The 12,760-nt window shown below is 72.2% G+C and carries 9 protein-coding genes; 1 reads left to right on the forward strand and 8 read right to left on the reverse strand.

What is annotated here, in order from left to right; all coding sequences use genetic code 11:
• Positions 1 to 102: 102 nt before the first annotated feature.
• From BM339_RS16490 to glf, 8 genes are all read right to left on the reverse strand, one after another.
• Positions 103 to 993 carry a class I SAM-dependent methyltransferase gene (locus BM339_RS16490; RefSeq protein WP_143118456.1) on the reverse strand — a complete coding sequence of 297 codons (891 nt, stop codon included), beginning with the start codon at positions 991 to 993 and terminating at the stop codon, positions 103 to 105.
• The gene (locus BM339_RS16495; protein ID WP_075021412.1) at positions 929 to 2,542 is read right to left on the reverse strand and encodes a DUF2142 domain-containing protein; all 1,614 of its coding nucleotides are present in this window, start codon (positions 2,540 to 2,542) and stop codon (positions 929 to 931) included. The genes BM339_RS16490 and BM339_RS16495 overlap by 65 nt, the downstream gene beginning before the upstream one ends.
• Positions 2,539 to 3,624, reverse strand: a complete 1,086-nt coding sequence (locus BM339_RS16500) for a class I SAM-dependent methyltransferase (protein ID WP_075021413.1) — start codon at positions 3,622 to 3,624, stop codon at positions 2,539 to 2,541. Before BM339_RS16500 ends, BM339_RS16495 begins: the two co-directional genes overlap by 4 nt.
• Entirely contained in the window at positions 3,611 to 6,274 is a 2,664-nt protein-coding gene (locus BM339_RS16505; protein ID WP_075021414.1) for an HAD family hydrolase, read from the reverse strand. The genes BM339_RS16500 and BM339_RS16505 overlap by 14 nt, the downstream gene beginning before the upstream one ends.
• A 72-nt stretch (positions 6,275 to 6,346) precedes the next feature.
• Positions 6,347 to 7,135, reverse strand: a complete 789-nt coding sequence (locus tag BM339_RS16510) for an ABC transporter ATP-binding protein (protein WP_021595201.1) — start codon at positions 7,133 to 7,135, stop codon at positions 6,347 to 6,349.
• A 2-nt stretch (positions 7,136 to 7,137) separates the two neighbouring features.
• Complete coding sequence (locus BM339_RS16515) at positions 7,138 to 8,007, reverse strand: ABC transporter permease (RefSeq protein WP_075021415.1); 870 nt, start codon at positions 8,005 to 8,007, stop codon at positions 7,138 to 7,140.
• Complete coding sequence (locus BM339_RS16520) at positions 8,004 to 10,070, reverse strand: glycosyltransferase (RefSeq protein ID WP_256255376.1); 2,067 nt, start codon at positions 10,068 to 10,070, stop codon at positions 8,004 to 8,006. The genes BM339_RS16515 and BM339_RS16520 overlap by 4 nt, the downstream gene beginning before the upstream one ends.
• Positions 10,067 to 11,281 carry a UDP-galactopyranose mutase gene (gene glf / locus BM339_RS16525; protein ID WP_083597672.1) on the reverse strand — a complete coding sequence of 405 codons (1,215 nt, stop codon included), beginning with the start codon at positions 11,279 to 11,281 and terminating at the stop codon, positions 10,067 to 10,069. Before glf ends, BM339_RS16520 begins: the two co-directional genes overlap by 4 nt.
• A gap of 138 nt (positions 11,282 to 11,419) precedes the next feature.
• Here glf and BM339_RS51405 point away from each other — a divergent pair, with 138 nt between their 5' ends.
• Positions 11,420 to 12,757, forward strand: a complete 1,338-nt coding sequence (locus tag BM339_RS51405) for a hypothetical protein (RefSeq protein ID WP_021595205.1) — start codon at positions 11,420 to 11,422, stop codon at positions 12,755 to 12,757.
• Positions 12,758 to 12,760: the final 3 nt, after the last annotated feature.

Consider the following 12,760-nt stretch of genomic DNA (forward strand, 5'->3'; position numbering starts at 1 on the left):
AGCCCCGAACCAACCTCGCATCGGACCCCATTTCGGTCACCACGCCCACCTGCGCCGAAGAACGGACACCCCTCCCGCACCCCTGGCCACACCCGGCCACACTCAACCGGCGGGCGCCGCCTTCACGGGCATGAACGCCTCCAACTCCATCGAAGAGTGCGGGTACTTCCACTCCACCCCGTCGAACGGCACGTACATCCCCTCGGGCTGCCCGGCGAGGAAGTAGTTGCCGTTCCATGCGTTCGGTTCGGTCACCGGCGCGCCGGCGGGGAAGTTCGCCCCGAGCGGCTCGTACTTCACGCCGACGCCGAACATCGCGTAGACGGCGGCGTCCACGAAGTTGAGATACCGGATGTCGCCCCGCAGATGGGTGGCCTGTATCGCCAGGCCGTGGACACGGTCGCGGACGAAGAACAGCGAACTCAGATCCTTGACGACCTGGTCGAAGCCGTGTGCGCCGTCATGGTGGACCAGGGCGCGCGTCCCGTGCTCGGCACTGAGCACGTTCGCCACATAGGTCGGCAGGTCGCCATGGAACATGCGGACGCGTGTCATTGCGCGCGGGAAGATGCGCCGCAACCGCTCATGGGTGAATTGCAGGTAGGCGGTGTTGGCGTCGACGAGGTCGAGTTCGAGTCCCATCGGCTCGACGCAGCCGGCGAGGATGGCCGAGGAACCTCCCATGAACACGCCGACATCGACGAGCCTGGTCAGTTCTCCGTGGCAGCGTTCGACGCAGCCGAACAGGTCGAAGTAGTGGTAGGCGCTGCATTGGTCCTCATAGGCGAGGCCCACGCTGTCGATGCGAGCCGCCGTGCGGTCGAAGACCGTGCTCCTGCCGGCGAAGTGCTTCAGATCGGCGTGATGGCCGCCCTGGATCGAGATGTCGAGCGCCTCGTGCGGATGCTCGACGTCCGCCAGTCCCGGGTCAGGTTCGAGGAACGTTCCCCACGTGTCCTGGTGCATCGCCACTGTCGAGACGTAGTCCGGCATTGCCTGATCCTTCTCTCGGTGTCGGGGCGTCCTCGGTCGCCGTGCTCTTCCCGGTGGTGGCCAGCCAGACCATCGCGCCCAGTGATACGAGTCCCGCCGCCGCGACGCTCAGCGCGGTGGCCGAGCCCAGGGGCGGCGACCACTCGCCGGAAAGCGGGTTAACGGCCGGGACGCGGCCGTGGAGACCGTGCTGGTAGCGGATCATCGTGTACGCCAGGCCGATGAGATGCGCGAGCAGCAGGGACGCGGTCAGCCAGCGGGCCACCGAACGCGCGAACCGCACGGGGAAGGGCCCGCGGTCGTCGACGACGTACGCGGCGAGGATCGCGGCGCCGGCCGCGGTGGGCAGGATGTAGCGGCCCTGCGCCATCATCCCGTTCTCCTCGGCGCCCATGACGTCCATCCACAGCGGCAGCGCGAAGGCTCCGGCGATCACGAGCGCCAGCCGCCACCGGTCGCCGCGCCGCCCGGCGGCCAGGGCTGCCACGACGAGGAACCCGGTCGCGGCGAACCAGATCGCGTAGTAGGCGTCGGGCATCTCGACGTCCACCCAGCCGAAATGCCCGATCATCGACTTGAGGTAGAAGGACGTCCGATCGACGACTACCAGCTGGAGCGCGTCGCGGGGGCCGAGACCGGCCCCGCCGGGGACGGGAACGAGCTCGGTGGCCTTCATGGCGAGCGTCCAGATGCCTGAGAGGACGCACGCGACGATCGCGGCCGACCCCAGAATCCACGCGCCCCGTGAACGTGCCAGAACCGCCAGGCGGGCCCGGCCCGCGGTGGCGGTGAGGATCGTGAACGCCAATGCGACGGTCATCGGGCCGTCCGGCCGGGTCCAGGCGAGCGTCACGGCCGAGACTCCGGCGAGGATCAACAGCCGCCGGTCGAGTGGGGCCTCGCCGAGCACGAGGGGGATCAGCGCCGTCCACATCGCGATCGCCGCGCTGATCTGCAGGCCGTTCGCGTTGATCACGCCGGCGAGGTGCAGCGCCATGGGCGTCGCGGCGACGAGCAGCCCGACGAGCAGGAAGGGGCGCCGTGACCAGGCGAGGACGCTGTACACCGCGGCGGCGAGGAAGGCCGCCGAGAGCGCCGCGCTCAGCAGCCGGGCGGCCAGCAGCCCGCCCTCGCCCGGCCACCACCTGAGCGGCCAGCCGACGAGGGCGTAGTACGTGGGCTGGTAGCGTCCGGCACCCGCGGTGAACTGTTTCACCGGTTCGTGCGGTGGCCGCGAGTCCTCGTGGACGCAGTTCGCCGGCTGCTCCGCCTTGAACGCGAAGCAGGGCGGGGACGGCCTGGCCACGCCGCCCGGGATGGTCTGGTTCGATCCGGCGAGGGGACGCGGCAGATCCGGAACGGGCAGGTAGATGGGCGAGGGGGTGAGCTGCCCGTCCACCACACCGGCCGCGCGGGTGATGTGGGACTGCTCGTCGGGCCCGCCGTCCCATGGCATGGCGATCGCCCACCCGGCCCCGGCCGCGAAGAAGCCGAGGAAGGCCAGCAGTGTGATCAGGCGCAGCCTGCGGGCCGGGACCGCCGGTCTCATCGCGGTCGTCCGGGATTCTTGCGGATGCGTGCGGACAGTGCCCGCCCCAACTCCGACACCGCCTCGCCTAATTCCGGCTCGGGCCGTGCCGCCGGTTTCGCGGGCTCGTCACGCAGGCGTTGGAGTTCGTGGTGTTTGGTGGTGGTTTCGGCTTTGGCGCGGTCGAGGGCGGAGCGGAGGCGGGTGATCTCCTGCTGCTGGGCGGCGACGGTCTCGGTGAGGCGGTTCGTGTCGGCGGTGCGGGCCTCCGCCTCGTACTGGAGCTGCAGGATGCGGGTGTAGAGGGCGATGCGGTTGTTCTCCATCGCCGCGAGCAGGTGGGAGGACGTGTAGGGGCGCAGCGCGTCGAAGACGGCGTCCGCGCCGGGGGCGCCCGTCCTGATCAGGACGCCGAAGCCGAAGACGGCCGGGACGATCGCGAAGCGCCAGCCGGGGGCGTCGTCCAGGGCGTCCTCGACGGCCGTGAGGACGCCGTTGCGCGGGCCGCCCGCGTGCGCGGCCACCGTGTAGGCGCCGTCGCCGACGAAGCCCGCGGGAGTGAGGTCGTCGTGCCATGCCGTCGGGCCGTCGGTGGTGGACGGGTGCGTTTCCTCCAGCGGGGACGGCTGGTAGTAGAAGTCGCGGCGCCCGCAGGGCCAGAGGACGTCGTGCAGGACGACGACGGCGTCCGGCGCGTTCGCCATGATCCAGGCGAGTTCGGCGCGGACGACGGCGTGGTTGTGGTCGCCGTCCAGGACGTAGAGGTCGGCCGCCGGCAGGTCCGGCAGGACCGCCGGGGACAGGCCTTCCACGAGGTTCAGGCGCGGGTCCTCGGCGAGGAAGGCGCGCAGGTCGTCGCCGGGGGCGGGCTCGACGCAGTGGACGGTGGCGCCGAGGTCGGCGTACACCGAGCTGACCTGGCCCGACTCCACGCCGACCTCGACCACCGTGGCGATCTCGCGGCAGCCGAAGATCGTCTGGAAGAGCTCCCGGAACACCGACATGGAGTGCAGGAGCAGCGGCTGCTCGCGGGCGGCGCGGGCCTGCGCGTGCGGGTCGGCGGGGGTACCGGTGACGGCCGCCCCGAAGTCACGTCGTGTCACCGAGCTTCCTCCTGGCCACTCGTCCGGCGCCGGCGGCGATGCCCTTGACGCCCGCGGTCCGGTACTCCTCGCGGACCCGTTCGGTGAGCCGCGCGGCCCGCGCGGACCGCTCGGCCCTCCGGTCGACGGGCATCCGCGGCGCCATGCCGGTCATCGACTGCGGGAGCATCGCGAACGCGATGGTGATCTGGCCCGACGACACCGCCGGGACGCCGGCGCGGCGGGCGAGCGGGAGCCACACCGCGGCGTAGGAGGTGTCGAACTCCATCAGGTTGCCGCCGAGGTAGCGGCAGTCGGCGTAGTGGAGGCCGACGAAGTCCTCCGGCCTGTCCCAGCGCAGCACCTGCTCGCGGCGGCGCCCTCCGGCGATGACCCTGGCCTCGATCCAGTCGACCCGCACGATCGCGGGGCGGCCGGGGATGGCGAGCGAGATGTCGATCGTGTCGTGGTGCTCGAACGACAGCCGGGAGAACGACAGCCCGTTGTGGTTGATCCGGACGCGCCTGCGGATGGGCTCGTGCCAGCGGTCGTCGGCCGTCCGGTAGCGCAGCCGCGTCTCGAACCTCTCCCCCGCCGGGTCGAACGCCTCCGGGGCGATGGCGCCGTCCGCGATGGCCCGCGCCATGGCGCCGAGCCCGGTGTCGGACGCGGCGATCAGCGCGGGCCAGAACGAGTCGCGCATGTCCAGGTCGCCGAGGTCGCCCGGCGACAGGTAGGGGATCGCGGGCTTGAGGTCGGCCGGCAGCAGGGTCGTGACGAGGGAGGAGCCGAAGTTGTCCTCGTGGGTCCAGTTGCCGAAGACCGCCGCCTCCTCGGGGGTGGGCGACTCCAGCGCGGCGACCAGGATCCGGGCGAGCCGGTCCCGGGCCGCAGGCGGGCGGGCGAGGTCCGGCCATGCCCCGCCGGAGGCGGTGACGTACCTGTTCCACATGTGCTGGAACGCGAGGATGCCGTCCTGGACGGTCCGGCGCTCGGCGTTCTGGGTCGGGGAGTCGGCGGTCTGGCCGAGGACCGGCGCGCCCTCCTCGGTGTAGCCGATGAGGGAGCCGCAGAGCGCGTTGACGCACTGCTCCACGATCTCGGGGCTGCGGGTGATGGTCGCCGCGACGTGCGCCGGATGACCTGCTTGTGCCAGGTAGCCCTCGGCGCGCAGCCCGGCCATGGAGACGCGCTCGGACCTGGTGTCGGTGGCGAGGTACAGCCCGGCCGGCCGGACGTCGATGCGGGCGATCTCCAGGGCGCGGGCGAGCTGCCGCTGGATCGTCCCGCCCCAGCCGAGGTCGACGAGGGTCAGCTCGCCGCCGTCGAGGGCGCCCGCGTCCCGCAGCGACCGGATCATGCGTTCGCGGGCGGCGGTGACGGTCACCGCGAGCCGGTTGCACAGGTGCGGCGTCTCGGTCAGGGCGCTCGCGACCCGGTCGGCGATGTCGCCGTTGTCGATGACGGTGTCCAGCTCCGTCGCGAGGCCGGGCACGTCGCCGGGCTGGAGCTCCAGGACGGACAGGGCCTGCCGGACGGTCAGCCGGTACCCGGTGCGGACGAAGGCGTGCACCGCGGCCGTGTCGTGCGGGTCGAGCCCGGCGAGCGAGGTGACGAAGCGGGACAGCCACACGGGCGCCGCGCGGACGTCCCAGCCGCGGGCGGCGGCGGCCTCGTTGATCAGCCGGGACAGCAGCTCGCCCTCGCGCATCGAGCACCAGAGCCGGCGCGTCCCGGACTCGTGCGCCTTCCACGCCGCCCACTCCGCGAAGCCGGTCAGCACCGGGCCGAGGACGCCCGCCCCGTACCGCCACGCGACGTCCAGCGCCGAGGTGGTGAAGGGCACGCCCGAGTGGACGGCCTTGGCGCGCAGGCTGGTGAGGCCGAAGTCGCCGTGCCGGTCGTCGAGGTCGGGGGCGTGGTCGCCGAACGGCCGGACGGGCTCCTTCTCCCGTTCCAGGACGTCGAGGTAGTCGTCGTCGAGCCTGCGGTAGTGCACGGTGCGGATGCCGAGGCCGCTCGGGACCTCGTGGTCGGCGACCTCGTGGTCGCCGATGTGCACGATCTGCTCCGGGCTGCGGCCGAGGTCGCGCAGCACGATCTCCCAGAGGCCGGACGCCTTGGCGGTGCCGTGCTGGTTCGACCGGAAGATCCGCACGCCCTCCATCGGGCCGAGCTCCGGCCGGTCGAGGAGCCGGGCGAGCTGGTCGTCGGTGAAGTAGGTGTCGGAGACCAGGACGACCTGGATGTCCTGCTTGCGCGCGGCCATCACGACCTCGGCGACGTCCAGGTCGACGACGGTCAGCTCGCGCTCCAGGAGCAGCTCGGCCTCGACGAGCTGCTCCAGGGGCGCGGCACCGAAGACGCCGTCCGGCATGGCCCGCCAGATGTCGAACAGCGAGACCTCCGTGCCGAGGGCGTCGCGGCCGCGGCGGGCGGCGTCCTCGGCGGCGATGCGCATCCGGCGGAGGGTCGCGTCGGTCACCCACGGCGGGCAGAGCCCGGCGTCCCGCATCCGGGACGCGAGCAGCCCGAACACGTCGGCCGGGCGCGGCACGCGGCGCCACAGCACGGTGTCGAAGATGTCCAGGGACAGGACGGCGCACGCCTTGTCGGCGATGACGCGGTGGACGTTGTCGAGCAACGGGCCGCCGGATACCTGCTTGGTCAACGCCGCACCTTCCCCTGGTCCTGCACCGGCCGCCGGCGGAGGGGCGGCCCCCCGGCCGTGGTCCGGGACACCTTATCCACCGAGATCACCCGGTGCGGCGCCCAGCCGGATGCCGCCGGCGCGGCGGGCGGCGCGGTCCTCGCGCACCAGCCGGCCGGCCTCCCGCGTCGGCCCGTCGAAGATCACCCGGCCCTGCCGCATGGTGATGCCGCGGTCGCAGAGGCCGACGAGCATCCGGATGTCGTGCGCGACGATGACCATGGTGCGGCCCTCGCCGCGCAGCTCGCGGATGCGGGCCAGGCACTTCTCCCGGAACGGCGGGTCGCCGACGGCCAGCACCTCGTCGATCAGGAACACGTCCGGCTCGGTGTGCGCGGCGATCGAGAACGCCAGCCGCATGAACATGCCGGACGAGTAGAACTTCACCTGGTCGTCCAGGAACCGCCCGACCCCGGAGAACTCGACGATCGCGTCGAACTTGCGGGCGATCTCGGCCTGCGTCATGCCGAGGATCGCGCCGTTGAGGTAGACGTTCTCCCGGCCGGTCAGCTCGGGGTGCAGGCCGGCGCCCACGTCGATCAGCCCGGCGATCCGGCCGCGGACGAGCACCGACCCGGAGTCCGGGCGCATCACCCCGGAGATGAGCTTGAGCAGGGTGCTCTTGCCGGACCCGTTCAGCCCCATCAGCGCGACGGTCTCGCCCTGGTTGATGGTGAGGCTCACCTCGTCCAGGGCCCGGAACCGGTCCGACAGCCGCTGCCCGCGGAACGCGCGGACGCTCATCTCCTTGATCGACCGCGCGTGCCGCAGCGTGAAGTTCTTCGTGACGCGGTCGATCACGATCGACGGGGTGGGAGGCACGGCTACAGCTCCTGCGCGAAACGCGCCTGCATGCGGGAGAACGCCGCATGCCCGGCGATGGACACGAGCACGCTCACCGCCAGCGCGGCGCCGGCGCTGAGGTACAGGTGGGGCGGGAACGCGAAGTCGCCGCCGGTCCCGGGGAACCAGAAGGCCCGCTGGAACAGCGACACCGCGCTGACGAGCGGGTTGGCGAGGTAGACGTCCAGCACCCAGCCCGGCGCGTGCTCCCGGACGTGGGTCCACGGATAGATCATCGGCACCGACCAGGTGATGACGATCATCGAGATGTCCACGACCTGCTCCAGGTCGCGGAAGAACACGTTCACGGCCGCGCACAGCAGCCCGAGCCCGAAGCCGAGCACGACGATGATGGTGAAGCCGAGCAGCGCCGCGCCCAGCTCCTGCGGCGCCGGACGCCATCCGGTGGCGACGGCCCCGCCGAGCAGGATCGCGAACCCGGGCAGGAAGTGCACGAGGGACACGAGGACGGACGCCGCCGGGAACAGCTCGCGCGGCAGGAACACCTTGCGGACGAGCGCGGCGTTGCCCGTCACCGACCGGGTCGTCGAATGCAGCGTCTCGGTGAACAGGTTGATCAGCACCATGCCCGCGAACAGGTAGATCGGGAAGCTCTCGATCCGGTCGTCCATGCCGAGGAACACGCCGATGACGTAGAAGTAGACGCCGAAGTGCACCGCCGGACGCACGTAGGACCAGCCGAGGCCGAGCAGCGAGCCCTTGTAGCGGGCCCTGAGCTCCCGCCGCACCAGCAGCCGCAGCAGGTACTTGTCGCGCAGGGTCTGCCGCAGGCCGCCGTCGCCGCCCGGCGCCCGCAGCCCGCCGTCCGCGCGGACCGGCGCGGCCGTCATCCCGGCTCGCCTCCGGCGCGGCCGGGGTCCGCGGCGTCGAAGGTGGTGCGCCACGCCTCGGCGGAGGCGATCTCGGCCATGGCCGCGCGGTAGCGGCGGCTGAGCTCCGGCCACTCGCGGCTGAGCCTGGCGTGCAGGACCGACGTCCGTTTGAGCAGCGCGCGGAAGCGCTCCGGGTCGCGCTGGTACCACGCCACCCGGGTGCCGTCGGCCGACGAGACGAGCGCGCTGTCGACCTGCGACAGCAGGCTCCAGTGCCGGTCGATGTGCGGGACGACGACCTGCGGGTTGCCGCGCGAGCCCGCGTCGACCGGGCGGAGCTGCCTGACGGTGCCGAGCATCGCGCTCGCGAGCACGTTCACCTTGCCGCGCGGGGGCTTGAACCCGCGCCCCCGCTTCGGCGGCTTGGCCCGGCGGACCTGCGGGAACTCCTCGTGGCTGGTGCGGTTCCGCGCGTCCGGGAAGGCGGCGCGGAAGGACAGGATCTCGGGGAGCCTGGTGGCGATGCCCGCGTGCATGTGCTCGGGGCCGCTCAGCACGTCCTCCACCGCGGAGAGCATCAGCTCCGCGGTGGAGTACTGCATGGCGAGCGCGTGCTTCACCGAGATGATGAAGCTCTCCTTGACGAGGTTGCCGCCCCGCTCGTACGGCGAGTGCATCAGCGCGGTGACCAGGCGGTTGCGCTCGTGGAAGTACGCCTGCCAGTCGATGCCGTCGTCCTTGTCCTGCCAGGGGACGTGCCAGGCGGCCATCCCGGGCAGGGACACGGTCGGGAAGCCGGCCTCGCCCGCCCGGACGCAGTACTCCGCGTCGTCCCACTTGATGAACATCGGCATGGACAGGCCGACCTTGCGCACGACGTCGGTGGGGATGAGGCACATCCACCAGCCGTTGTAGTCGACGTCGACGCGGCGGTGCAGCCATTTGGTCTTGCGCAGGCTGCCCGAGCTCGTCTTGGCGCGCGGGTTCGGGTCGGGGGGCAGGGCGAAGTCGTGCTCGCGCTTGGTGTGCGGGGCCTCCTCCCACCACCAGCGGTACCGTCCGATGGTCTCGCCGTAGGCGTGCAGCTGGGAGCGGGCGAACAGGTTGAACATGTGCCCGCCCACGATCGTCGGCGTGCGGGCGAAGTCGCCGAACGCGACGGCGCGCAGGACGCCCTCGGTCTCGGTGACCACATCGTCGTCGAGGAGCAGGACGTAGTCGCTGGTCCCGGCCTTGACGGTCTCGTCCATCGCGCGCGAGAAGCCGCCGGAGCCGCCGAGGTTGCCCTGCTCGATGACGCGCAGTTTGGGGCCGAGCGCGGCCGCGGCGCGCTCGAAGTCCGCGTCGTCGCGGACGCGCCGGGTGCCCTGGTCGACGACGTAGACGGCGTCCACCACGTCCAGCACCTCGGGTGCGCGGCCGAGCGCGACGAGCTGGTCGACGCAGAAGCCCGGACGGTCGAACGTGGTGATGCCGAGGCTGACCCGCCCCTGCCGGACGGGGGCGGACGCGCCCACCTCGGCGCACCAGTCGGCCCGTTCGAGGACGGCGTCCTCCTCGCCGGCGAGGACGTCCATCCAGTACCAGCCGCCGTCGATGAACGGGGCGAGGGTCAGCCGGAACGCCACCTCGCGGGCGGTGCCCGAGTCGACCCGGACGGAGTCGACGCGCTGGACGTGCCCCTTCGCGCTGGACCGGTAAACGATCACCGTGGCCTGCCCGCGCGTCCGGACGCGCAGGACGACCTCGTCGACCGACGTCCAGCGCCGCCAGTAGGAGGCCGGGAAGGCGTTGAAGTAGGTGGCGAACGAGACCCGCCGCCCGACGGGCACGACCACGCTGCGGCGGCCCACGTCTTCGGCCGGCCCGGCGCCGGTCCCGGTCTCGGCGGCGGCCTCGGCGGCGAACGCCTCGGCGCCCCGGCCGATCTCCCCCTCGACGTAGAGCTTGAGGACGTCCAGGTCGCGGTCCACCGGCATCACGACGCGCTGCAGGACCCGCAACCGCGCGGACGGCTCCGCCTCGGTTTCGGCCTCGGTTTCGGCCCTCACCTCGCCGGACGGTTCGGCATGTTCGGTCACTCGCCCGCACCTCCACGCGGTCGGGGCCGGGGGGACGGCCCGCCAGACCCGCCGGGTCTGTTACTTAGACGCGAAGCCCCGGCGAAATGGGGACGCAGTTTGTTGTCGACCATGCTGAGCGCGCTCGCGATGGCCATGTGCATGTCGAGGTACTTGTAGGTGCCGAGCCGCCCGCCGAACAGGACGCCGCCCTCGCGCCCGGCCAGCTCGCGGTAGGCGAGCAGCCGGACCCGGTCGGCGGGGGTGTTGACGGGGTAGTACGGCTCGTCGCCGCGCGCCGCGGCGCGGGAGAACTCCCTCATGATCACCGTCCTGTCGGCGGGGTAGTGCTCGCGCTCGGGGTGGAAGTGCCGGAACTCGTGGATCCGCGTGTACGGGACGTCCTCGTCGGCGTAGTTCATGACGGGGGTGCCCTGGAAGTCGCCGGTCGGCAGGACCTCCATCTCGAAGTCCAGCGTCCGCCAGCCGAGCTCGCCCTCGGCGTGGTCGAAGTAGCGGTCCAGCGGGCCGGTATAGACGACCGGCACGTTGCCCACGGCGTCGTCCCGCAGGTCGAAGAAGTCGGTGTTCAGCCGGACCTCGATGCGGGGGTGGTCGGCCATCCGCTCCAGCCAGGCCGTGTAGCCGTCGACGGGGAGGCCCTCGTAGGTGTCGGCGAAGTACCGGTTGTCGAAGGTGTACCGCACCGGCAGCCGGGTGATGATCTCCGCGGGCAGGTCGCGCGGGTCGGTCTGCCACTGCTTGGCCGTGTAGCCGCGGATGAACGCCTCGTACAGCGGCCGCCCGATCAGCGAGATCGCCTGCTCCTCCAGGTTGGCCGGGTCGCGCACCTCGGCGGCCTGCGCGGCGATCAGCGCCCGCGCCTCGTCCGGGGTGAACACCCGGCCGAAGTACTCGCAGATCGTGCCGAGGTTGATCGGCATCGAGTAGACCCGGCCCTTGTACGTGGAGTACACGCGGTGCCGGTAGCCGGTGAAGGAGGTGAACCGGTTCGCGTAGTCCCACACCCTGCGGTTGGACGTGTGGAAGAGGTGCGCGCCGTAGCGGTGCACCTCGATGCCCGTCTCCGGCTCGGCCTCGCTGTAGGCGTTCCCGCCGATGTGGCCGCGCCGGTCGAGCACGAGGACGCGCAGGCCGAGGTCGGCCGCGCATCGTTCGGCGACCGTGAGACCGAAGAATCCGGAGCCGGCCACCACGAGATCAACGTTCACTGGACGGTGCCCATCCGTCTCGTGCGGGGAGCGAAGGACCTGGCCGCACGGGGTGCCGCCGACCGGTCCGCATGTCGGGATTGCGGCTAAGATACCCGGGGTTCGATCGGTACCGGCGCAAGACTCCCAAGGATCGCGGTGGCCTCACCCCCTCCTGGCAGCGCGGCACGGAGTGCCCGCCCTGCGATCTTCCTGCACGTCGGGGCCGCCAAGAGCGGCACGACGTTCCTCCAGAACGTGCTGTGGCACAACAGGGAGCGGCTGCGCGAGCGCGGCGTCCTCTACCCCGGCGGCGACCCGGCCGCCCACGTGCGCGCCGCGTTCGACCTGCGCCGGACGTTCTTCCGCGAGGCGTCCGATCCGGCGACCCGGGGCGCGTGGCGGGAGCTCGTGGACGAGGCCGCGGCCTGGGGCGGGACGGTCATCGTCTCGCAGGAGCTGTTCGCGCCCGCCCGGCCGAAATGGGTCCGGCAGGCCTTGGACGACCTCGATTTCGCCGACGTTCACGTGGTCTTCACCGTGCGCGACCTCGGCCGGCAGATCCCCGCGCACTGGCAGGAGGACGTCAAGAACCGGTTCACGACCTCGTTCACCGAGTTCGTGACGGCCCTGCGGCGGCAGGACTGGCGGGCGTACGAGAGCGCCCGGCTGTTCTGGGGGCTCCAGGACCCGGTCGCGGTCCTGCGGCGCTGGGGCGCGCACCTGCCGCCGGAACACGTCCACGTCGTCACGCTGCCGCCGCCCGGCGCGCCCCGCGACCTGCTGTGGCGGCGCTTCTGCGCGGCCACCGGCCTCGTCCCGGACGACTACGACCTGTCCCGGACGTTCGCCAACCCGTCCCTCGGCCTGGCCGAGACGCAGTTCTTGCTGCGCCTCAACGAGGCGCTCGGCGGCCGGGTCGCCGAGCGCGTCGGCTGGCACGCCTACAACGAGGACGTGAAGCTGTTCCTCGCGCAGCAGGTCCTCGCCGGGCGGCCGCATCCGGCCAGGATCGAGCTGCCGGGCGAGCACGTCCCGTGGGCGACGGAGCGGGCCGTGGAGACGGTCGAGGAGCTGCGCGCGGCCGGGTACGACGTGGTCGGCGACCTGTACGAGCTGATGCCGGGCCCGGCGTCCGGCCCGGCCCTCGGCCGCGCGGTCGCCCCGCCTCCCGACGAGCCGCGCTGGGGGGAGATGGCCGATGTGGGCGTCGATGCCATCGCCGCGCTGCTGCGGCGCGTCCAGGAGAGGCGGGAACGCGCCGACGCGGTGCCCGGCGCCGGGATCGCCGTCCGCGACCGGATCGACATGCTGCGGGCCGAGTCCGCCGAGCTGCTGGAGCGGACGGGGCGGCTGGCCGACGACGCCGCGCCGCTGGTCGAGCGGGCGGTGCGGACCGCGGCGGAACGCTATCCGGCGGCCGGACGCCTGCGCGGCGCCTACCGCAGGATCCAGAGCAGGGCGGGACGGGCCGGCGCCCGGACGAGAGCGGAGTGAGCG

Source organism: Actinomadura madurae, from assembly GCF_900115095.1.
Taxonomy (GTDB): domain Bacteria; phylum Actinomycetota; class Actinomycetes; order Streptosporangiales; family Streptosporangiaceae; genus Spirillospora; species Spirillospora madurae.